This window comes from Burkholderia cenocepacia, assembly GCF_014211915.1.
GTDB classification, from domain to species: domain Bacteria; phylum Pseudomonadota; class Gammaproteobacteria; order Burkholderiales; family Burkholderiaceae; genus Burkholderia; species Burkholderia orbicola.
This window is the reverse complement of record NZ_CP060039.1, coordinates 1,525,114-1,545,679: the sequence shown is the minus strand read 5'-3', so window position 1 is coordinate 1,545,679 and position 20,566 is coordinate 1,525,114. Positions and strand designations below refer to the sequence as shown.

Genomic DNA, 20,566 nt, shown 5'->3' with positions numbered 1-20,566 from the left:
CGGCCCGCATCGAGGCACGCTAGACAGATGAAACGCGGCAACCGCATCCGCTTCGCGATTCCCCGTTCGGCCTTGCGCCGGGCCGGGCGCCTGCGTGCATGCAGAGCGACGGCGCAGCCCGTCGTCGCCCGCACGTACCGGCCGTCGCGGCTTGCCGTGCCGTTCGCCGTCGTACCGGATGCGGGCATATCGGCTGCGGGCGCAACGGTTGCAGGCGCAACGGCTGCGAGGTATGCGGGCAACCACTCGCTGGCGGCTTCGGCCGCCACGTTCGCCCGCGCCGTCGCCTCCGGCCGTGCCACACACCGCGTGCGGCCGCCGCTCGCGAAGCACCGTCCCGCCGCCGTGCGGCGTCAATCGCTTTCTTCTGTTCGCCTTACCTTGATGCAGGACCCTTCGTCATGACGCAAACCGCTTTCCGTTCCCAGCTGCTGACCTTCAACGGCGACCCGGCGCAATCCAGCCAGGCCGCGAACTACGAGACCGACGGGCTCCTGATCGTCGACGACGGCAAGGTCGTCGCGGCCGGCCCGTATGCGCAGCTCGCCGCGACCCTTGCGCGCGACGCGGTGGTCCACGACCTGCGCGACAAGCTGATCGTGCCCGGCTTCATCGACACGCACATCCACTATCCGCAGACGGACATGATCGCGTCGCCGGCGCCCGGCCTGTTGCCGTGGCTCGACCAGTACACGTTCCCGACCGAGCGCCAGTTCGGCGACCCCGAGCATGCGCGCGAAGTCGCCGACTTCTTCGTCGACGAACTGCTCGCGTGCGGCACGACGAGCGCACTCGTCTACTGCACGGTGCACAAGCAGTCGGCCGAGGCGCTGTTCGCGGCGAGCGACGCGCGCAACCTGCGGATGATCGCGGGCAAGGTGCTGATGGACCGCAACTGCCCCGAATTCCTGCGCGACACCGCGCAATCGGGCTATGACGACAGCGCCGAGCTGATCGACCGCTGGCATGGCAAGGGCCGCCAGATGTACGCGCTCACGCCGCGCTTCGCGCCGACGTCGACCGAGGCGCAGCTGGAAGCGTGCGGCGAACTCGCGCGCCGCCATCCGGACGTGTTCGTGCAAAGCCACGTCGCGGAAAACGTCGACGAGGTGAAATGGGTGGCCGAGCTGTTCCCCGGCCATCGCAGCTATCTCGACATCTACGACCGCTACGGGCTGCTGCGTCCGCGCGCGGTGTACGGTCACTGCATCCATCTCGACGACGAGGATCGCCGCCGGATGGCCGAGACACGCACCGTCGTCGCGCACTGCCCGACATCCAACTTCTTCCTCGGCAGCGGCCTGTTCGACTTCGACAAGGCCGGCGAACATGACGTGCCGGTCACGCTCGCGACCGACGTCGGCGGCGGCACGTCGTTCTCGATGCTGCAGACGATGAACGAGGCGCACAAGGTCGCGCGGCTGTCGGGCCATCACCTGACCGCCACGCGGATGTTCTGGCTCGCGACGGCCGGCGCCGCGCAGGCGCTCGATCTCGCCGACACGGTCGGCACGCTCAAGCCGCGCACCGAAGCCGACTTCGTCGTGCTCGATCCGCAGGCGACGCCGCTGCTCGCGCGCCGCACGAAGCGCGCGGAGTCGCTCGAGGAACTGCTGTTCGCGTTCGCGCTGCTCGGCGACGACCGCGCGGTGTACCGCACCTATGCAGCCGGCGAACTCGTGCACGAGCGCGGCGCCGCGCGCCGCCCGGCCGCCGCGTAACGTCCGCGGGTTGCCCGCGGGTGCCCGTCCGGCATGCGCGGCCGCTTGGCCGCCGTGCATGCCGGCAATCGAAACCCTCCGGTACGCGGCACGGCGGCCTGGCCGCTTTCCCGCGCGCAACGGGCCATGCTAGAATTCGCCGCTCATTGGGGAGTAGCCGCTCCGCTCGATGTCCCGTGCCCCCGGCGCGCATCGTGACGGAGGCGTCCGTCAACAGACTTGGCCGTTCGGCCATGGCGGCCGCAGCCACGTTGGCCTGGCGAGACCGATGGTTCACTGCGCGCCGCATCAGGGCCCGGCGCGCGGCGGATCGTCGCTCGCACGCACAACAACGGCCCGTGGAACCCCATTCGTGTCTCAAGCCTTCCTGATCTCCACCGGCGCCGTCGCCCTCGCTGAAATCGGCGACAAGACCCAACTGCTTTCCCTCGTTCTGGCCGCGCGCTATCGCAAGCCGGTGCCGATCATTCTTGGCGTGCTCGTCGCGACGCTCGTCAACCACGGTTTCGCCGGCGCGCTCGGTGAATGGCTGGGCGTGCTCGTCACGCCGTCGATCATGCGCTGGGCGCTCGCGTTCTCGTTCATCGCGATGGGGCTGTGGATCCTGGTGCCGGACAAGCTCGACGAGGACGAGGCCAATGCGACCCGCTCGCGGCTCGGCGTGTTCGGCGCGACGCTGGTCGCGTTCTTCCTCGCGGAAATGGGCGACAAGACGCAGATCGCGACCGTCGCGCTGGCCGCGCGCTTCCAGGATTACATCGGCGTCGTGGCCGGCACGACGTTCGGGATGATGCTCGCGAACGTGCCGGCGATCCTGCTCGGCGACCGTTTCGCGCACCGCCTGCCGACCAAGCTCGTGCACGGGATCGCGGCCGTGCTGTTCGTCGTGCTCGGCGCGCTGGCGCTGCTGGGTATCGGGGTCTGACAGACAGGGAGGTGGCTGGCGCGGCCGGACAGCCGCGCCGAGTTGGCCGTCGCGCTACTTCGCGACGGCCGCGCCCGATGCGGGCGCGGCCGGCACCGCGCGCTCGTTGGCGGCCGGCGCCGCCGGGCCGCCGCGCTTGTCGACCGGCAGCCGGATCGTGCGGACCGCGCCGTTCGACAACGGGAAATCGGCGAGCGCGCTGCGCGCGAGGAACGGCATCGCGTACAGCAGCGTGCCGTTGTCGCCGGTCGTGCGCGCCGACACGTTGTAGACCTCCTTGCCCGTCGCACGCTCGGTGATGCGGATGCCCAGCGTGTAGTCGAACACCTGGTAGGTCTGCGCGACATAGCCGGCCGGCATCGGCCCCCAGGGGCCCCACGGACCCCAGGGACTCCATGGCCCGCCCCGCCAGTACGGCCCGGGTCCCATGAACCACGGGTCATAGTAGACCGGCTGCGGCACCGTCACGAGATCGCTGCCGACCGCATAGGTCAGCCCGACGAGATAGCGTGCCTGCGACTGCGGCACCTGTCGGAACGCATACGCGGACAACTCGTTCGCAACGATCGGCTCGTAGGTCGACTGTTCGATGCTGTTCTTCTGCGCATCCGTGCGCGTGAACGCATAGGTGCGGGTCGCGTCGCTGCCGCTCCAGTCGGAGAAGGCCGTGACCTGGGTGGTCACGTAGCTGGTGCAGCCCGTCAGCAGCGCGACGCACAGCGCCGCCGCCCAGCCCGCACCGCGAAAAATCCATTCGCGTTTCATGTTGATCCTCGTCGATCCGTCACCCGTTCGTCGCACCGCGCGAAGCACAACGGGATGCCGATAATACGCGGACTCCCGGAAGCGGTAAAAAGTTCGCCCGGCACGCAGCCGCAAGCCTTTGTACAATGGCCCGGTTCGCCTGGCCCGCGCAACGGGCCCGTCCCCCACTCCACCGATCTCGACGACCATGTCCGACAACGCCTCCTCCACCGTGATCCGCCGCGCCGACTACACGCCGCCGGCCTTCCTCATCGATTCCGTCGCACTCGAATTCGATCTCGCGCCGGCCCGCACGATCGTCAGGAATACGATGCGCGTGCGCCGCAATCCGGATGCCGCGCCCGCGCCGCACCTGGAGCTGATGGGCGAGGCGCTCGAATTCCTCGGCGCGCGGCTGGACGGCGCGCCGCACGGCGCGGTGCGCGCGCACGAGCACGGCCTGACGGTCGAGAACGTGCCCGACGCGTTCGAGCTGACGCTCGAAAGCGCGTGCGCACCCGACCAGAATACGACGCTGTCGGGCCTGTACGTGTCGAGCGGCAACTTCTTCACGCAGTGCGAAGCCGAAGGCTTTCGCCGCATCACCTACTTCCTCGACCGCCCCGACGTGATGGCGTCGTACACCGTCACGCTGCGCGCCGACAAGGCCGCGTACCCGGTGCTGCTGTCGAACGGCAACCTCGTCGATTCGGGCGACCTGCCCGACGGCCGCCACTTCGCGAAATGGGAAGACCCGTTCCGCAAGCCGAGCTATCTGTTCGCGCTGGTCGCGGGCAAGCTCGTCGCGATCGAGGAAACGATCACGACCGGCTCCGGCAAGGAAAAGCTGCTGCAGGTGTGGGTCGAACCGGCCGATCTCGACAAGACGCGACACGCGATGGATTCGCTGATCCACTCGATCCGCTGGGACGAAAAGCGCTTCGGCCTCGAGCTCGATCTCGACCGCTTCATGATCGTCGCGGTCGGCGACTTCAACATGGGCGCGATGGAGAACAAGGGGCTCAACATCTTCAACACGAAGTACGTGCTGGCGAACCCCGAGACCGCGACCGACACCGATTTCGCGAACATCGAGTCGGTGGTCGGCCACGAGTACTTCCACAACTGGACCGGCAACCGCGTGACCTGCCGCGACTGGTTCCAGTTGAGCCTGAAGGAAGGCCTGACGGTGTTCCGCGACCAGGAGTTCTCGGCCGACATGGCCGCGGGCGACGACGTCGAATCGGCGGCCCGTGCGGTCAAGCGCATCGAGGACGTGCGCGTGCTGCGCCAGTTGCAGTTCGCCGAGGACGCCGGCCCGATGGCGCACCCGGTGCGCCCGGAGAGCTACGTCGAGATCAACAACTTCTACACGATGACCGTCTACGAGAAAGGCTCGGAAGTCGTGCGGATGTACCAGACGCTGTTCGGCCGCGACGGCTTCCGCAAGGGGATGGATCTCTACTTCAAGCGCCACGACGGCCATGCGGTGACCTGCGACGACTTCCGCCACGCGATGGCCGACGCGAACGGGCGCGACCTCGCACAGTTCGAGCGCTGGTACAGCCAGGCCGGCACGCCGCGCGTGTCGGTGCGCACCGCGTACGATGCGGCCGCGCGCCGCTACACGGTCACCCTCGCGCAAGGCTACGGCGACGCGTCGCCGGCCGCGCGCGAAACGCAGCAAGGGCCGCTGCTGATCCCGTTCGCGATCGGCCTGATCGGCCGCGACGGCCGCGACCTGCCGCTGCGTCTGGACGGCGAAGCCGCCGCCTCGGGCACGACGCGCGTGCTCGAATTCACCGACACCGAGCAGACCTTCACGTTCGTCGACGTGCCGGAAGCGCCGCTGCCGTCGCTGCTGCGCAACTTCTCGTCGCCGGTGATCGTCGAGTACGACTACAGCGACGACGATCTCGCGTTCCTGCTCGCGCACGACAGCGATCCGTTCAACCGCTGGGAGGCCGGCCAGCGCCTCGCGACGCGCGCGCTGCTGACGCTCGCCGCGCGTGCCGCCGCCAACGCGCCGCTCACGCTCGGCGAGAACTTCGTCGCCGCGTTCCGCCGCGTGCTGACCGATGAAAGCCTGTCGCCGGCATTCCGCGAACTCGCGCTGACGCTGCCGTCGGAAACCTACCTCGCCGACCAGATGGCCGAGGCCGATCCGGCTGCCGTGCATCGCGCGCGCCAGTTCGTGCGTCGCCAGCTCGCGACCGCGCTGCGCGCCGACTGGCTCGCCGCGTACGAGCAGCACCAGACGCCCGGCGCCTACGAGCCGACGCCGGAAGCCTCGGGCCGCCGCGCGCTGAAGAACCTCGCGCTCGCGTATCTCGCCGAACTCGAGGACCCGGCCGATGCCGTGCGCCTCGCCACCGCCCAGTACGACGCGGCGAACAACATGACCGATCGCGCGGCGGCGCTCGGCGCGCTGCTGTCCGCGGCCGCGGCGGGCGCGAACGAACCGGCCGAGAAGGCGCTCGACGACTTCTACCGTCGCTTCGAGAAGGAAGCGCTCGTGATCGACAAGTGGTTCGCGATGCAGGCGGCGCAACGCGGCACGCCCGCGCAGCCGACGCTCGCGAAGGTGCGCAAGCTGCTCGCCCACCCCGCGTTCAATCTGAAGAACCCGAACCGCGCACGTTCGCTGATCTTCAGCTTCTGCGCGGCGAATCCGGCCCAATTCCACGCGGCCGACGGCTCGGGCTACGCGTTCTGGGCCGAACAGGTGCTCGCGCTCGACGCGATCAACCCGCAGGTCGCGGCACGCCTCGCGCGCTCGCTCGAACTGTGGCGCCGCTTCACGCCGGCGCTGCGCGACCGGATGCGCGACGCGCTCGAACAGGTCGCTGCCGGCGCGAAATCGCGTGACGTGCGAGAGATCGTCGAGAAGGCGCTCGCGTAACTCGCGCGTTCGACCTGTCGCGTCCGCACGCTCGAGCCGGTGCCGCTTCCCGCGGCGCCGGCTTTTTATTGCACGACCACGGCTGTAACCGCACCCAATCGCGGGGTCGGACCGCTCGGACGGGCTGCGCGACCAAGCGCGCCCCGCCCGGCGTCGCCGCCCGATACCGCGCCGATTCGGTGGCCGGGCCATGTAACCGGACGAAAAAAGCCGGCGGCACCGAAGGCGCGACGGGTAAAATTGCGGCCATTCAAGGATTCTTTGGCCTTTCGGAGTCTGTCATGTCCATTGCCCGCCGCACCACGCTGTCGAAGTTCCTGATCGAACAGCAACGTGAGACCAACAACCTCCCCGCCGACCTGCGCCTGCTGATCGAAGTCGTCGCCCGCGCGTGCAAGGCGATCAGCTACAACGTGTCGAAGGGCGCGCTCGGCGACGCGCTCGGCACCGCCGGCAGCGAGAACGTCCAGGGCGAAGTGCAGAAGAAGCTCGACATCCTGTCGAACGAGATCCTGCTCGACGCGAACGAATGGGGCGGCAACCTCGCCGCGATGGCGTCGGAAGAAATGGAAACGTTCTTCCCGATCCCGGCGAACTACCCGCGCGGCGAATACCTGCTCGTGTTCGATCCGCTCGACGGCTCGTCGAACATCGACGTGAACGTGTCGATCGGCACGATCTTCTCGGTGCTGCGCTGCCCGGACGGCAAGCAGGCGACCGAGGAATCGTTCCTGCAGCCCGGCACGGAGCAGGTCGCCGCGGGTTATGCGGTGTACGGCCCGCAGACGGTGTTCGTGCTGACGACCGGCAACGGCGTGAACTGCTTCACGCTCGACCGCGAAGTCGGCTCGTGGGTGCTCACGCAGAGCAACATGCAGATCCCGGCCGACACGCGCGAATACGCGATCAACGCATCGAACGCACGCCACTGGTACGACCCGGTCAAGCGCTATGTCGACGAGCTGAACGCCGGCAAGGACGGCCCGCGCGGCGACAACTTCAACATGCGCTGGATCGCGTCGATGGTGGCCGACGTGCACCGGATCCTGAATCGCGGCGGCATCTTCATGTACCCGGCCGACAAGCGCACGCCCGATCGTCCGGGCAAGCTGCGCCTGATGTATGAAGCGAACCCGATGTCGTTCATCGTCGAACAGGCGGGCGGCGCGGCGACGACCGGTACGCAGCGCATCATGGAAGTGCAGCCCACCGGCCTGCACCAGCGCGTGCCCGTGTTCCTCGGTTCGAAGAACGAAGTCGAGCGCGTGACCGGCTATCACGACGAAGCAAAATAATTGCACTGCAGCACTGGACGAGGGTGCGAGACATCAGTACAATCGCGCCTTCGCGATGTGGCCCTAACGGGTCGCGTCGCAGTGAAGTGAAAGCGGAAAGTCCGCCGGATCGAAGGTTTCGCGAAGCAGCCGCAGCAAGCTGAAAAAATTTCGCAAAACCTATTGCCAAGGTCGCGGATTTCACCATATAATTTCATTTCTCTGCTGCCGGTGTAGCTCAGTTGGTAGAGCAGCGCATTCGTAATGCGAAGGTCGTAGGTTCGACTCCTATCTCCGGCACCAAGATATAAAGGCCTGACAAGCATCGCTTGTCAGGCCTTTTCTCTTTTCCGTCGCCGAAATCCTGCAGTCCCTCGGCGACGCACTGTCCCATCACACAGCCCACGACCTTCGCGTCCGCGTTCGGCAACCGCATGCGCACGTTGTCCGTCGCGATCATCGTGGCGGCACATTGTCTGCGCAACCCCGCCGACACCTCCGCACGACATTTCCCCCATTCACGCCCGTCGATCGCATCGGCCGCCCCTCGCGGTACGCGGCGGCACGACCTCCCGCGGCCATGACGATGAAGACCGGCTGCTCGACGTGACCAGCGCATGCAACGGCATCCTCTATCTCGTGCAGCCGACGGCCCGTGCTCGCCCCCGGCACGACGCACACGCAGGCGACATGGCCGTCACATCGATCTCACGCTCACCATGCATCGCACGCACACGAATCGTGCCGTACCCAGACAAATCCCCTGGAAAATCTGCTTAAGGGTGCATAACATTACTTAACGATCCTGACCCGTCTATCGCGTTACATTGCGTGGGCGGCGCGACGGCCGCATGCCGCTTTCAACCCGCTTGCGGCGTGCGACAGCCGGTGCCCGGTCATTTCGACTCAACCCAAGGAGAGGACCACCATGACTCATGGCTTGATTATGTGGCTCATCATCGGCGCGATCGCCGGTTGGCTTGCCGGCTTGCTCGTGAAGGGCGGCGGCTTCGGGCTGATCGTCGACATCATCGTCGGGATCGTCGGCGCGGTGATCGGCGGCTGGCTTGCCGGGCTGCTCGGCATCAGCATCGGCAGCGGCTTCATCGGCTCGGTGATTGTCGCGGTCATCGGCGCGGTGATCCTGCTGTTCGTGATCCGGCTATTCAGGCGAGCGGCCTGACGTTTCTCTCCACGCGCCTTCGGGCGCGTTTTCGCATCGGGCGCGGCGCACAGCCGGTTCGCCGCGCGCCACCGGCTCCGTCAGCGCTTCGCGTGCCGCCACCTGCCGTCGAGCACGTCGGCCTTCAGCAATCCGCCGCGCGCTTCATGCACGCCATCGCGCCCGATCCACACGGGGCGCGACATCGCCTCTCGCCATCCCGCATCGAGCGCCGCCCGCGGCCTCGATTTCACAGCGACCATTTCAGTTCTCCATAGAACGTGCGGCCCGGATACGGGTGGAACGTGTAGTAGCGGCGGTCCGTCACGTTGTCGATGCCGGCCGACGCGGTCCAGTGACGATCGAAGCGGTAGCGCGCCTTCAGATCGACGACCGTGAATGAACTCGTGCCGCCGTAGACTTCCGGATTCACGTCGCTGTTGTCGAGCGTGTTGAACTGGCGGCCCGAGTAGCGCACGCCGACGCTCGTGAGCCAGTGCTCGTCGAAGCGATACGACGCGAGCAGGTTCGCGCGCATGCGAGGAATGCGCGGGAAACGCGAACCGACGTAGGCCGGGTTCGCGGCATCGGCGAGGATCTGCGCGTTGCTCGCCGATACGTTCGCGTCGAGATCGAGCCCGCGCACCCCGACGTTCTCGCCGCTGAACGCGAGTTCGACGCCGCGCACGCGCACGCGGTCGACGTTCGAGATGTTGGTGACGGTGGTCGCGCCCGACACCGTCGTCTGGCTGTAGATCGAGTCGCGCAGATCGCTCTGGAACACGCTCGCGCGCACGACGCCGACGCCCACGTCGCGTTCGGCCGTGAAGTCCCAGTCGATCGCCTTCTCCGGCCGCAGGTTCGGGTTGTTGTTGACGATCGCGTTGTTCGAAATCGTGCCCTGGAACAATTCGCCGACCGTCGGGAACCGCGTGCCGGTCGCGAACGACAGCCGGAAGCGCCAGACCTCCGTCGCGTCCCACTGCAGCGCGACTTTCGGCGACAGCGCGTTCGCGCCGCGGTCCGCATAGCCGAGCGTGCCGCGCGCATTGCCGAGCGCGCCGCCATACGCGTTCCAGCGCTCGTAGCGCAGCCCGAGCGTCGCGAGCCAGCGCGGCGCGAAACGCCACGCGTCCTGCCCGAACAGCGCCTGCGTGCGCGTGTCGCCGCGATAGACGCTCGCGAGCGACGTGGTCGGGCCGGCCAGCCAGTCGGCCGTGTTGTACGTGACGTTGCGCAGGAAGTAGTTGTCGTAGTGATAGCCGAACGTGAACGTATGACCTTTCACTGCCGGCGCCTCGGCCTTCAGGTCGAGCGTGCGCCAGCCGGTGCCGTCGCCCTGGAACAGCGTGCCCGCCCCACCCTGCACGGTCGAGGCCGCGCGCAGCACGTCGCGCGACACGTCGTACGCGGACACGACGCCCGACAGCCGCCAGCCGGAATCGAGCCGGCCGTTCAACCCGAGCGCGTACAGCCAGTTCTCCTGGTCGCCGCGCTGCGGCGCGAACGCATTCGGCGCGACCGTCATATTCTGGCCGCCGATCGACACGTTGCCGCCGTAGACGGGATTGCCCGTCGCATCTCGCATGAAGGTCTCGCCGTGCTGCCGGTAATGGTTCTCCCAATGCCCCAGCGTCAGCGTCGCATCGACGTGATCGGTGAACGCATAGCCCATCCGGACCGTCTCGTTGAGCTGTTCGGTCCGCTCGATCGTCTGCGCGCCGACGATGGTCCGTGGCTTGCCGTTGGGGCCGATATCCGTCGCGGCGCCCGTCACCGGCACGGCGGCACCCAGTTTCGGGTTGTAGGCCGAATTGGGGCTCGCGTACTGCATCGGCTGGCCGTTGTTTTCCAGCCGGTCGAGCGACAGCGCGAACCAGAACCGGCCGACGCGGTTCGCGATCCGCGCCGTCTGGTGATTGCCGCCGAAGCTGTCGGCAAAGCCGTAGCCGTCGTGGTAGCGCTGCGTAAAGAACTGCGTCGACAGCGACGCCTCGAGTTGTTCCGGGCGGCGCGTGGTGAGCAGCACGGTGGAGCCGATCGCGTTGCCCGGATAGAGCGCGGAAAAGGGGCCATAGAGCACGTCGACGCGCGCGATGTCGTCGGGCGGAATCAGCGACCAGCGCGGCGGGTATGCATAGCTCGACCCGAGCAGGTTCGACAGCAGCACGCCGTCCGCATAGACAAGCCCGCGCGCGCTCTGCAGTTCGTTGAAGTCGCGACCCGCGAATATGCTGTTGCGGTCACCGATATAGCGCTTGCGGACCATCAGGTTCGGCGCGTACTTCAGCGCGTCCTCGGTGGTGACGTTGGTGTGCGCATCGATCTGCTCGCGCGTGATCGACGTGACGACGGCCGGCGTATCCGGGTCGACCGGTTGACGCTGCGCGGTCACGCTGACGGCGGTCAGCGTATCGCCGGCCGGTGCGGACGCTGCCGCGACACCAGCGGCAGCCGGCGCGGCGGCGGGACGATCGACGCCACCGCCGCGGGTGGCCTCGGCGCGTACATCGTCGGTCGAAGTCGCGTAAGCGGCGGGCCATGCGAAAGCGGCCGCGCAGGCGAGCGCGAGCCGGCCGCGCGAGGGCCGCGCGGCAAAGGTGAACGACATGAGTGAGTTCCTGAAAACGTGAGCGGACGCCGCCGGACACAGGGGCGCAAGCCGCGCACGAACGGCGCGACGCGCGGACCGGGGCCGCGGGCGGCTCGCGCGCCACCGGGGCGCGCGGACGACATCAATCAGACCGGAACGTTTTCAGGCGGGGCGCGCGGCTGCGCGAGACGGATGCCCTTGCGGGGCACATCGGAAACGACCGGCGCGGCCACCCGATACGCGAACGTGCGCACGAAGCCCGGCAGCGCGGGCAGGCTCGTGCCGAGCGCGACGTTGGCCGCGAAGCCGGGGCAGTACACGCAATGCGGGACGCCGGCATGGTCGAGCGACGACGTGTCGCGGTCGTCGCCCGCTTGCGCGAGCACGACCTGACGCGCGCCCGCTGCACTGCACAACTCGAGCGTGAGGGTGCCGGAGCCGCTCGACGCGAGACGCGCGTAGCCGACGACGGGCGACAGTACGTTCAGTACCAGCGCCAGCCATACGAGGCCGATCCATCGCGTCGTTCGTCTCATCGCGGTCCAGGAAAAAGTGCGCGCAAGTATAACAAGCGGCCCGATTGTTGCCGATCGCGAAGCGGCAATACCGGGCATCGCACTTCGCGTCGGAGCGCATGTGCCGTTAATACAACAGAGACAAAATCTAACGATTCGCCGCTGGCATAAATTCGAGCGCGAGGTTGATAATCATTGAACCTGCTGGAGAAACGATCATGGACGAAAGACCAACTCGCATGCCACCGCCCGAGCAAGTGATGAGCCCGGATCCGGAACCCGTCGGCGTGGAATTCCTCGCCGAATTGCCTGAACACGTTCGGGCATTCTTCGACGAGCAGCACAAGCTGTACGCGCCGAAGTGAACGTCAGTCCGGTTCTGTAACCGCCGCGTGTCGATCCTCGCTATCGTGCGGTTCCTCCGTGCGCTTCGCGCGCAATTCGCCTCGCACCCGGGCCGCAACAGCCTGACGGTGCCGGATCAGCACGCCTGCTGATTCTCCTGTCGCGACGCTACGCCGCGCGACTGTCTTCGTCTATTCTTCTGGTTTTCCACGTCCGGCCCGCCCGGCTCTCCCGATCGTTCCGATGAAGCAAGCCATTCGTGCCAGCCTCGCTGTCGCCGCGCTCGGCGTCACGCTCCTTTCGTCGCCGCATACCGCCCGTGCAGACGGCGACGACACCGCCCTCACCAACGTCGTTGCGCTCGCGTCGCAGCGCCTCGCGCTCGCCGAACCCGTGGCGCGATGGAAATGGGCGAATCACAAGGCCATCGAGGACCGGCCGCGCGAAGCGGCCCTGCTCACCGAGGTCGAAAAACGTGCCGGCCAGGCCGGCGTCGATCCCGCGTTCGCCCGAACGTTCTTCGGGGATCAGATCACGGCAAGCAAGGACGTGCAGAACGCACTGTTCGCGACCTGGCGCACGACGCGGCCACCGGAAGGCGCGCCGCCCGATCTCGCCACCAGCACGCGGCCGGCACTCGACCGGCTGACGCAGAAGATGCTCTCCGGTCTCGCGCAGGTCGCCCCGCTTCGCGAGGCGCCCGATTGCCAGGCGCGGCTCGCGCGCAGCATCGCGAACTGGAAGACGCTCACGCGCTACGATTCCACGCAGACGCAGGCACTCGATACCGCGCTGTCGCACGTCTGCTCCGCCGGCGGAGCCAGCGCGATCGGCTGACGCGGGTGCAGTGACGAAGGCCCGTCGCGGCGCTCAATCCGCCGGCGTGAGCGCCACGAGCGGAATCACCTGCAGGCCGCGCGCGAGATGTGTCTGCAGCAGGCGATGGGTGAACGGTTCGAACGTGCCGTCCGTCGCGTCGGCCACGAGCCGCGCCGCCGCATCGAGCGACTCCGCCGAACCGAGATAGCACCAGCCGTCGATCACGTGAAACAGGCGGCGCTCTCCGCTCGCCTCGAACGCGACGGCGCCTTCGAACGGCCAGGGCGCCCCGCCCGCGCGGACGGCGTCGGCTGCGGGGCGCCGGTTGTACGACGGGCGCAACCGCGCGATCCATTGCGCTTCGGCGAGCATCGCCCCGAGCTCGTTGCCGGTCTCGCGCCATTCGACGCGCCGCACCTGCTGCGCGAGCCGCATTTCCTTCGACGAGCGGCGCTCGCCGGTCAGCAGCGCACGCAGCCGCTGCCGCACGCGCACGCTGCGGCCGACATACAGCGCTTCGTCGCGCTCCCCGAACAGCGCATACGCACCGCACCCTGCCGGCGCGGTATCCAGCCAGGCCTCGGTGAGATCGCCGCCCAGACGGAAATGGCGCGTCGTCCGCGCGATCTGCTCGCGCAGCCGCTCGAGCGGCACGATGTCGTGCAACTGGCGCCAGAACTGCCAGAGCAGGTCGGCATCGGCCAGCGCGCGATGGCGCGCGGCCGGAACGAGCCCATGCCGTTCGATCAGCGCATCCAGCCCATGCCGCGATTCGCGCGGAAACAGCGCGCGCGACAGCCGCACCGTACAGAGCACATCGGGATTGAAGGCCAGCCCGGCGCGCTCGAATTCAGCGCGCAGGAAGCCGCGGTCGAAGCTCGCGTTGTGCGCGACGAACAGCTTGCCGTCGAGCCGCTCGAACAGTGCCGGCGCGAGCGACGCGAACGTCGGCGCGTCACGCACCATCGCGTCCGAAATGCCAGTCAGTTGCTGGATGAACGGCGGAATCGCCTGCCCCGGATTGACGAGGCTCGTCCACGTCGATACGCCGAGCGGCCCGATTTCGACCACGCCGATTTCGGTGATGCGGTGATCGGCGAGCGAGCCGCCGGTGGTTTCAAGGTCGACGAAGACGAGCGGCTGTTCGCTGGCGGGATCGGACGGACGGGAAGCGGACATGAAAAGACCGGGAAACGATGCTTCCGTGAGTATGCACCGGCATGCGCACTCGCGACCAGCCCGGACGGGGTCGTTCCGTCCCCGGAAAGCAAAAAGCCCCCGCGATGCGGGGGCCGGACGTGATCGGCAATGCGTGGCGCGTCAGACCGCCTGGATATTCGCTGCCTGCTTGCCTTTCGGCCCGACTTTGACGTCGAACGAGACACGCTGGTTTTCCTTCAGCGTCTTGAAGCCGTCCATCCGGATTTCGGAAAAGTGCGCAAACAAATCTTCACCGCCATTGTCCGACGTAATAAAACCAAAGCCTTTAGCATCGTTAAACCATTTCACGATACCGGTATCCATGTCTTCGTTCCCCACTCGATAAGATCAAAAAAGCTATTTTTATAGCCGTTACCCGAAATCCCGAAACATTGTGCCGGCACCCGCACCAGCACGCCGCCCGAGGACGGAGTGCTGACTTTATAAATTGGACAATCCGGGTGCGTCAAGAAAATTTTTGGCGGCTCTTTTATCGAAAAGACGCTAATACCACTGGAATCGGTACACCATCGCCTTTGATTAATTGGTTCGCATCAAAAACCTGTCAATATTACCGGGACCGGATCGCTAATAATGCAGTCCGTGAAATTACTACCGGGGACAAATCGACCCGGTAAAATCCTCGGGTTTTTTCCGGGTTGCGGAAATCCGGGGACGTTGCGATCCTGAATCAACGCCGAAAGGAAGGAGAGGGTCATGTGGCTGGACGGAATCAAGCGCTTCGCGAGCCGGCTCGGACGCGTACGTCGCAAGTCCCGCGCCCTGGCCGAGTCCGCGCGCGAAGCGCCGTGCGACACCGAATTCGATATGACGTGGCACGGCGATCACTGGCAGAACCTGCTCGCATCGCCCTTGGATGCCCGTCACTACGTGATGGAAGACTGGACCTACACACCGCCGCCGGTCGAAGCAGAAGATGCCACGCCCGCGGGCAAGCGCAAGCGCCGCTCGTACACGCGGTAAGCGCAGCGGGCAGCGGGGCAAAAAAAAGCGCGACTGGGAAGTCGCGCCGACAAAGGTTTGGAGATCTTTTCCGTCAACGAAAAAGTCTGCTTCGGAAAGCAGAGATCGCAGTATAGCGAGAGAACCACCTTTCATTATCCATGCTCCACACAAACCTCTATTGCCGATGTGTCAATAATCGCGCTATAGCCGCTCCTGTCCGCTGCTGACCGTCTGTCGCAATCGCGCAACACCCGTTACGCAGTCCTGATTGCTATTTCCCTTCGCCGCACTGCCGCAAACCCTTACCAGGTAATGGTTTCCGCGAGTTTTTCAATTTTTGCGAATTCCAAAATACACTATTTCTTAAAGCGTGAGCCGCCCCCGCTTCGCACCCTCCGTACACTGCGGATGGCTTTCTGATAAGCGCACCGCCGCTCTGCCGGGCCGGCTACAGCGTCAAGCAAAACACGGCCAGTCCGCCGCAGGTTCGATCGACATCATCCTGTTTGGAGACAGATCCATGAAAAAAACCCTGATCGTCACCGCGTTGTCGGGTGTATTCGTTACCGCAGCCCATGCTCAAAGCAGCGTTACGCTGTACGGCCTGATCGATGCAGGCATCACCTACACGAACAATCAGGGCGGGCATAGCTCATGGTCGGAACGCAGCGGCCAGATCAACGGCAGCCGCTGGGGCCTGCGCGGCACGGAAGATCTCGGCGGCGGACTGAAAGCAATCTTCGTGTTGGAGAACGGCTTCAACATCGCCAACGGCACGCTGGGCCAAAATGGCCGCGAGTTCGGCCGCCAGGCGTTCGTCGGCCTGTCGCAAGACCAGTTTGGCTCCGTCACCCTCGGTCGCCAATACGATAGCGTCGTCGATTACATCGGGCCGCTGTCGCTGACCGGCACGCAATTCGGCGGCACTCAATTTGCCCACCCGTTCGACAACGACAACCTGAACAATTCGTTCCGGATCAATAACTCCGTCAAATATACGAGCGTCAATTTCGGCGGCCTGAAGTTCGGCGCGCTGTACGGCTTCTCGAACAGCAACCAGTTCTCGAACAACCGTGCATACAGCGCGGGGGTGTCGTATACCTACGCCGGCTTCAACATCGGCGCCGGCTACCTGCAGTTGAACAACGACATCTCGGGGCTCACGGCAGCTGCGGTCACCAACAGCGCCGGCGCGGTGGCAGGCGACAACACGTTCGTCGGCAAGCGTCAGCGCGTGTTCGGCGGCGGCCTGAACTACACGTTCGGCCCCGCAACGGCCGGCTTCGTATTCACGCAAACGCGTGTGAACCGGGCGCTCGGCATCTCCGCGGGTGCCTCGGGCGTGTCGAGCGGCCTGGGTCTCGACGGCACGTTCGCCCGCTTCAACAACTACGAAGTGAACGCGCGCTACGCGCTCACGCCGGCCTTGTCGCTGGCCGGGTCGTACACGTACACCGCCGGCTTCCTGGACGGCCGTCATCCGGGCTGGAATCAGTTCAACCTGCAGACCGACTATGCGCTGTCCAAGCGGACCGACGTGTATGTGCAAGGCGTGTATCAGCGAGTCAGCACGGACGGCCTGGGCATCGGCGCCTATGTCAATGGCCTCGGTGGCGCTTCGTCGACCAACAAGCAGATCGCGGTGACCGCCGGCCTGCGCCATCGCTTCTGAGCAACCGGCAACGCCAACGCAACGTACACGCGAATAAAAAAGCGCCCCTTCGGGGCGCTTTTACTTGGCTGCATCGGACCGATACGCTCAGGCGTCGCCCCGCCCCGGATACCGGACGTCGAGTATGTCGATCGGCTGCGGGCCGGCCGGCGTCATCAGCGTGACGGTGTCGCCGATCTTCGCCTTGATCAGCGCACGCGCGACGGGCGAAATCCAGCTGACGCAGCCGCGATCGAGGTCGACCTCGTCGATCCCGACGATCGTCACCGTGTGATCCTCGCCGTCCGGCGTCTCGTAATCGACCGTCGCGCCGAAGAACACCTGGTCGACATTCTCCTGCCGGCTCGCATCGACGACTTCGGCGAGGTCGAGTCGCTTCGTCAGGAAGCGGATGCGGCGATCGATCTCCCGAAGCCGCCGCTTGCCGTAGATGTAGTCGCCGTTCTCCGACCGGTCGCCGTTCGATGCGGCCCACGACACGAGCCGCACGACCTCGGGGCGCTCGACGTCGATCAGGTTCAGCAGCTCGTCCCGCAGCCGCTTGTGGCCGGCCGGCGTGATGTAGTTTTTCGCACCCGCCGGAATCGCGGGTTGAGCCTGGTCAAGATCGTCGTCGTCACCGTCCGACTCTTTGACAAACGCCTTGTTCATGATGCGGATTCAACGTGGATGACTGATCCCCCAAGGGTACACGAAGGGCGGCCGGCCAAGGTCATGGCACCAAATTCGCGAATAAGGCTTCCCTTTTTATACGACTCTGCTATACTTCCGCTTCTGCGTGCGGCTGTAGCTCAGTTGGATAGAGTACTTGGCTACGAACCAAGGGGTCGTGGGTTCGAATCCTGCCAGCCGCGCCACTTTTTCGAGGGCCTTCCGAACCGAAGGCCCTTTCAGTTCGAAGCAGTAGAAGTTTGTTGTTGCGTGCGGCTGTAGCTCAGTTGGATAGAGTACTTGGCTACGAACCAAGGGGTCGTGGGTTCGAATCCTGCCAGCCGCGCCACTTTTTTGGGGGCCTTCCCATCGCAGAAGGTTCCGACAGTTGAAGCAGTACCGTTTTGCGTGCGGCTGTAGCTCAGTTGGATAGAGTACTTGGCTACGAACCAAGGGGTCGTGGGTTCGAATCCTGCCAGCCGCGCCACCTTAAAAGGGCTTTCCTTCGGGAAAGCCCTTTTTCTTTTTACCGCCCGCCCTCCTCACTCGCACCATCGCCCGCACGCCTTCGGCAACGCGCCGGCAACGTCACGCGCCCTTTCGGCCGCGTCAATGAAAACGGCGGCCATTGGCCGCCGTCCGTCGAGCATCGAATCCACCCGCCAGGGCACGTGAGCGTCAGTAGTCCTGCCGCTCGCGCTCGATACGCATGCCGCCGTCATGGCGCGCATGCGCACCGTCGTCGGTCGAGCGCTCGCGCATGATCCGCATCACGTCGGGATTGGTTCTCACGCGCCGCATCACGTTCGCGAGATGCACGCGGTCGCTGACCTGGATCACGAAGCGCAGCACCGTCGATTCGTGCGTCAGATCCTCGTCCATCGCGATATGGACGATGTTCGCGTCGGCCGACGTGATGTCCGCCGCGACGCGCGCAAAGATGCCCTTCGTGTTCTTCACCAACGCCTTCACCGCGACATCGAACAGGCGGCCCGGCTGCGGCGCCCATTCGACGTCGATCCAGCGGCCCGGATCGCGGCGATGGATGCGCTGCGCGACACGGCAGTCCGTCGTATGAATCGCCATGCCCAGACCGATGCCGATGTAACCCATGATCGCGTCGCCCGGGATCGGCCGGCAGCATGCGGACAACTGCACGGACATCCCTTCGGTGCCGGTAATCACGACCGGCGGCGCATGATGCGCGGGATGCCGCTCGGACTTCGGCAGATCGTCGTCCGCGTCGCGGCCGCTCATCAGCACCTCGATGCGCTTGGCCATCACCGCGGCGACGCGACGGCCGAGGCCGATGTCCGCGAAGATTTCCTGACGGCTCTTGTTGCCCGTCCACTGCACGAGCTTCTCCCACACTTCCGGCTCGACATCGGCCAGCGCGAGACCATAGCCCTTCAGGCTCTGGTCGACGAGCCGCTCGCCCAGCTGCACGGACTCGTTCAGGCGCATCGTCTTCAGGTAGTGGCGGATCGCCGAGCGTGCCTTGCCGGTGCGCACGAAGCCGAGCCATGCAGGGTTCGGCTTCGAATACGGCGCGGTGATCACCTCGACGATGTCGCCGCTCTTCAATTCGGTGCGCAGCGGCAGCAGTTCGTTGTTGATCTTCACGGCCACGCACTGGTTGCCGAGATCGCTGTGGATCGAATACGCGAAATCGAGCGCCGTCGCGCCGCGCGGCAGCGCCATGATCTTCGACTTCGGCGTGAACACGTAGACCGCGTCGGGGAACAGGTCGATCTTCACGTGCTCAAGGAATTCGCTCGAATCGCCCGCTTCGCTCTGGATATCGAGCAGCGACTTCAGCCACTGATGCGCGCGCTTCTGCACGTCGCTGAGATCCGCGCTGCCGTTCTTGTACAGCCAGTGCGCGGCGACCCCCGCCTCGGCGATCTCGTGCATCTTGCGCGTACGCACCTGGAACTCGATCGGCGCGCCGAACGGGCCGACGAGCGTCGTGTGCAACGACTGATAGCCGTTGATCTTCGGGATCGCGATGTAATCCTTGAACTTGCCGGGCACCGGCTTGTACAGCGCGTGCAACGCGCCGATGCACGTGTAGCAGTCGAGCGGGCTGTCGACGACGACACGGAAGCCGTACACGTCGAGCACCTGCGAGAACGACAGCTGCTTGTCGCGCATCTTGCGATAGACGCTGTAGATGGTTTTCTCGCGGCCGGTGATCTCGGCGTCGATCTTCGCGTCGGCCATCGCGCGCTGCGCGGCCTCGAGGATCTTGCTGATCACTTCGCGGCGATTGCCGCGCGCGGCCTTCACCGCCTTCTCGAGCGTCGCGTAGCGATGCGGGTTGAAGTTCGCGAAGCTCATGTCCTGCAGCTCGCGATACGTGTTGTTCAACCCGAGCCGGTGCGCGATCGGCGCATAGATGTCGAGCGTTTCCCGCGCGACGCGGCGGCGTTTTTCCATCGGCACCGCGCCGAGCGTGCGCATGTTGTGCAGGCGATCGGCGAGCTTGACGAGAATGACGCGCACGTCGCGCGCCATCGCGAGCAGCATCTTGCGGAAGTTTTCCGCCTGCGCTTCCTCGCGGCTGCGGAATTCCATCTTGTCGAGCTTCGACAGGCCGTCGACCAGCTCGGCGACCTTCGGGCCGAATCGCTCGGCCAGCTCGTTCTTGGTCACGCCCTGGTCTTCCATCACGTCGTGCAGCAACGCGGCCATCACGGCCTGCGCGTCGAGCTTCCAGCCGGCGCAGATTTCCGCGACGGCGACGGGATGGGTGATGTAGGGCTCGCCGCTCTGGCGATATTGACCGAGGTGGGCTTCGTCGCTGAAGTGGAACGCCGCCTTGACCTCTTTGATTTCGTCCGGAGCGAGATACTCGGCAAGCGCGGCCGTCAGTTTCGCGATCGAAACGACGCCGTGCTTGCGCGGCTGCTCCGGTGTGGCGGTCGGCCCGAACAGATGCCGGAAGGACTGTTCGAGGACCGCGTCGATGTACTGGCGCGCAGGCGACTGGGCCGTGGCTTCGGTGGTCGAATCCGCGGAGGCGGACGATGGGGTGGTGCTCATATTCGCCTCCAGGTCGAGTCGTTGCGCGCGTG

At 65.9% G+C, this 20,566-nt stretch carries 18 protein-coding genes, 4 tRNA genes and 1 riboswitch; of the genes, 14 read left to right on the top strand and 8 right to left on the bottom strand.

The genetic code is table 11. The features are described 5' to 3' along the window. Nucleotides 1-27 precede the first annotated feature (27 nt). From SY91_RS07255 to SY91_RS07245, 3 genes are all read left to right on the top strand, one after another. Nucleotides 28-405 carry a hypothetical protein gene (locus SY91_RS07255; protein WP_023475801.1) on the top strand — a complete coding sequence of 126 codons (378 nt, stop codon included), beginning with the start codon at nt 28-30 and terminating at the stop codon, nt 403-405. Beyond that, a complete protein-coding gene (gene guaD, locus SY91_RS07250) occupies nt 402-1,721 on the top strand; it encodes a guanine deaminase (RefSeq protein WP_023475800.1) in 1,320 nt (439 codons plus the stop codon). The genes SY91_RS07255 and guaD overlap by 4 nt, the downstream gene beginning before the upstream one ends. Before the next feature lie 136 nt (nt 1,722-1,857). Then, a riboswitch (yybP-ykoY riboswitch) is annotated at nt 1,858-1,995 on the top strand. 78 nt (nt 1,996-2,073) lie between these two features. After that, complete coding sequence (locus SY91_RS07245) at nt 2,074-2,646, top strand: TMEM165/GDT1 family protein (protein ID WP_011544859.1); 573 nt, start codon at nt 2,074-2,076, stop codon at nt 2,644-2,646. 54 nt (nt 2,647-2,700) lie between these two features. Here SY91_RS07245 and SY91_RS07240 read toward each other — a convergent pair whose 3' ends face one another. Beyond that, on the bottom strand, nt 2,701-3,411 hold the full coding sequence (locus tag SY91_RS07240; RefSeq protein WP_043887295.1) for a DUF4136 domain-containing protein: 711 nt from the start codon (nt 3,409-3,411) through the stop codon (nt 2,701-2,703). Nucleotides 3,412-3,598: 187 nt separating this feature from the next. Between SY91_RS07240 and pepN the strand changes: the two genes are divergently transcribed. The 4 genes from pepN to SY91_RS07220 all read left to right on the top strand — a co-directional run bounded on the left by pepN (nt 3,599) and on the right by SY91_RS07220 (nt 8,749). Beyond that, nucleotides 3,599-6,292 (top strand): aminopeptidase N, encoded by a 2,694-nt coding sequence (gene pepN / locus SY91_RS07235; RefSeq protein ID WP_023475798.1) that lies wholly within the window; start codon nt 3,599-3,601, stop codon nt 6,290-6,292. A gap of 281 nt (nt 6,293-6,573) precedes the next feature. Next, the gene (locus SY91_RS07230; protein ID WP_012328107.1) at nt 6,574-7,587 is read left to right on the top strand and encodes a class 1 fructose-bisphosphatase; all 1,014 of its coding nucleotides are present in this window, start codon (nt 6,574-6,576) and stop codon (nt 7,585-7,587) included. Nucleotides 7,588-7,793: 206 nt separating this feature from the next. After that, nucleotides 7,794-7,869, top strand: a tRNA-Thr gene (locus SY91_RS07225). A gap of 625 nt (nt 7,870-8,494) precedes the next feature. Beyond that, the gene (locus SY91_RS07220) at nt 8,495-8,749 is read left to right on the top strand and encodes a GlsB/YeaQ/YmgE family stress response membrane protein (protein WP_006476609.1); all 255 of its coding nucleotides are present in this window, start codon (nt 8,495-8,497) and stop codon (nt 8,747-8,749) included. Nucleotides 8,750-8,829: 80 nt separating this feature from the next. Here SY91_RS07220 and SY91_RS07215 read toward each other — a convergent pair whose 3' ends face one another. The 3 genes from SY91_RS07215 to SY91_RS07205 all read right to left on the bottom strand — a co-directional run bounded on the left by SY91_RS07215 (nt 8,830) and on the right by SY91_RS07205 (nt 11,857). After that, on the bottom strand, nt 8,830-8,991 hold the full coding sequence (locus tag SY91_RS07215) for a hypothetical protein (protein ID WP_404990028.1): 162 nt from the start codon (nt 8,989-8,991) through the stop codon (nt 8,830-8,832). Continuing rightward, nucleotides 8,979-11,339, bottom strand: coding sequence for a TonB-dependent receptor (locus SY91_RS07210; RefSeq protein ID WP_043887293.1), 2,361 nt, complete (start codon nt 11,337-11,339; stop codon nt 8,979-8,981). The genes SY91_RS07215 and SY91_RS07210 overlap by 13 nt, the downstream gene beginning before the upstream one ends. 128 nt (nt 11,340-11,467) lie before the next feature. Next, nucleotides 11,468-11,857, bottom strand: coding sequence for a DUF2946 domain-containing protein (locus SY91_RS07205; RefSeq protein WP_043886776.1), 390 nt, complete (start codon nt 11,855-11,857; stop codon nt 11,468-11,470). A 239-nt stretch (nt 11,858-12,096) separates the two neighbouring features. On the opposite strand from SY91_RS07205, the gene SY91_RS07200 reads away from it, so the two are divergent. Together SY91_RS07200 and SY91_RS07195 are read left to right on the top strand one after the other, a co-directional pair. Beyond that, nucleotides 12,097-12,201: a chorismate mutase gene (locus SY91_RS07200; RefSeq protein WP_162499609.1), complete on the top strand. Its 105-nt coding sequence runs from the start codon at nt 12,097-12,099 to the stop codon at nt 12,199-12,201. Nucleotides 12,202-12,424: 223 nt separating this feature from the next. Continuing rightward, nucleotides 12,425-13,018, top strand: a complete 594-nt coding sequence (locus SY91_RS07195) for a chorismate mutase (RefSeq protein ID WP_023475188.1) — start codon at nt 12,425-12,427, stop codon at nt 13,016-13,018. Between the two features lie 33 nt (nt 13,019-13,051). On the opposite strand, the gene SY91_RS07190 is transcribed toward SY91_RS07195, so the two are convergent. Then, the gene (locus tag SY91_RS07190; protein WP_023475189.1) at nt 13,052-14,179 is read right to left on the bottom strand and encodes an exonuclease domain-containing protein; all 1,128 of its coding nucleotides are present in this window, start codon (nt 14,177-14,179) and stop codon (nt 13,052-13,054) included. 141 nt (nt 14,180-14,320) lie between these two features. Continuing rightward, entirely contained in the window at nt 14,321-14,524 is a 204-nt protein-coding gene (locus SY91_RS07185; protein ID WP_006476615.1) for a cold-shock protein, read from the bottom strand. Nucleotides 14,525-14,917: 393 nt separating this feature from the next. Here SY91_RS07185 and SY91_RS07180 point away from each other — a divergent pair, with 393 nt between their 5' ends. Beyond that, nucleotides 14,918-15,184 carry a hypothetical protein gene (locus SY91_RS07180; protein ID WP_023475190.1) on the top strand — a complete coding sequence of 89 codons (267 nt, stop codon included), beginning with the start codon at nt 14,918-14,920 and terminating at the stop codon, nt 15,182-15,184. A 502-nt stretch (nt 15,185-15,686) separates the two neighbouring features. After that, on the top strand, nt 15,687-16,838 hold the full coding sequence (locus SY91_RS07175) for a porin (RefSeq protein ID WP_012328103.1): 1,152 nt from the start codon (nt 15,687-15,689) through the stop codon (nt 16,836-16,838). An 87-nt stretch (nt 16,839-16,925) separates the two neighbouring features. Here the strand turns inward: SY91_RS07175 and greB are convergent, their stop codons facing one another. Then, nucleotides 16,926-17,489, bottom strand: coding sequence for a transcription elongation factor GreB (gene greB, locus SY91_RS07170; RefSeq protein WP_043886784.1), 564 nt, complete (start codon nt 17,487-17,489; stop codon nt 16,926-16,928). Between the two features lie 129 nt (nt 17,490-17,618). Here greB and SY91_RS07165 point away from each other — a divergent pair. The 3 genes from SY91_RS07165 (at nt 17,619) to SY91_RS07155 (ending at nt 17,976) form a co-directional block, all read left to right on the top strand. After that, nucleotides 17,619-17,695 (top strand) — tRNA-Arg (locus SY91_RS07165). A 66-nt stretch (nt 17,696-17,761) separates the two neighbouring features. Next, nucleotides 17,762-17,838: transfer RNA gene (locus tag SY91_RS07160), tRNA-Arg, on the top strand. A gap of 61 nt (nt 17,839-17,899) precedes the next feature. Beyond that, a tRNA-Arg gene (locus tag SY91_RS07155) sits at nt 17,900-17,976 on the top strand. 191 nt (nt 17,977-18,167) lie between these two features. Here SY91_RS07155 and SY91_RS07150 read toward each other — a convergent pair. Then, nucleotides 18,168-20,534, bottom strand: a complete 2,367-nt coding sequence (locus SY91_RS07150) for a RelA/SpoT family protein (RefSeq protein ID WP_006476619.1) — start codon at nt 20,532-20,534, stop codon at nt 18,168-18,170. Nucleotides 20,535-20,566: the final 32 nt, after the last annotated feature.

Bases quoted from the DNA above. Each gene is read 5' to 3' on its own strand.
- SY91_RS07255 (WP_023475801.1), top strand. From the start codon at position 28: ATGAAACGCGGCAACCGCATCCGCTTCGCGATTCCCCGTTCGGCCTTG.
- guaD (WP_023475800.1), top strand. From the start codon at position 402: ATGACGCAAACCGCTTTCCGTTCCCAGCTGCTGACCTTCAACGGCGAC.
- SY91_RS07240 (WP_043887295.1), bottom strand. From the start codon at position 3,411: ATGAAACGCGAATGGATTTTTCGCGGTGCGGGCTGGGCGGCGGCGCTG.
- pepN (WP_023475798.1), top strand. From the start codon at position 3,599: ATGTCCGACAACGCCTCCTCCACCGTGATCCGCCGCGCCGACTACACG.
- SY91_RS07230 (WP_012328107.1), top strand. From the start codon at position 6,574: ATGTCCATTGCCCGCCGCACCACGCTGTCGAAGTTCCTGATCGAACAG.
- SY91_RS07220 (WP_006476609.1), top strand. From the start codon at position 8,495: ATGACTCATGGCTTGATTATGTGGCTCATCATCGGCGCGATCGCCGGT.
- SY91_RS07215 (WP_404990028.1), bottom strand. From the start codon at position 8,991: ATGGTCGCTGTGAAATCGAGGCCGCGGGCGGCGCTCGATGCGGGATGG.
- SY91_RS07210 (WP_043887293.1), bottom strand. From the start codon at position 11,339: ATGTCGTTCACCTTTGCCGCGCGGCCCTCGCGCGGCCGGCTCGCGCTC.
- SY91_RS07205 (WP_043886776.1), bottom strand. From the start codon at position 11,857: ATGAGACGAACGACGCGATGGATCGGCCTCGTATGGCTGGCGCTGGTA.
- SY91_RS07200 (WP_162499609.1), top strand. From the start codon at position 12,097: ATGAGCCCGGATCCGGAACCCGTCGGCGTGGAATTCCTCGCCGAATTG.
- SY91_RS07195 (WP_023475188.1), top strand. From the start codon at position 12,425: ATGAAGCAAGCCATTCGTGCCAGCCTCGCTGTCGCCGCGCTCGGCGTC.
- SY91_RS07190 (WP_023475189.1), bottom strand. From the start codon at position 14,179: ATGTCCGCTTCCCGTCCGTCCGATCCCGCCAGCGAACAGCCGCTCGTC.
- SY91_RS07185 (WP_006476615.1), bottom strand. From the start codon at position 14,524: ATGGATACCGGTATCGTGAAATGGTTTAACGATGCTAAAGGCTTTGGT.
- SY91_RS07180 (WP_023475190.1), top strand. From the start codon at position 14,918: ATGTGGCTGGACGGAATCAAGCGCTTCGCGAGCCGGCTCGGACGCGTA.
- SY91_RS07175 (WP_012328103.1), top strand. From the start codon at position 15,687: ATGAAAAAAACCCTGATCGTCACCGCGTTGTCGGGTGTATTCGTTACC.
- greB (WP_043886784.1), bottom strand. From the start codon at position 17,489: ATGAACAAGGCGTTTGTCAAAGAGTCGGACGGTGACGACGACGATCTT.
- SY91_RS07150 (WP_006476619.1), bottom strand. From the start codon at position 20,534: ATGAGCACCACCCCATCGTCCGCCTCCGCGGATTCGACCACCGAAGCC.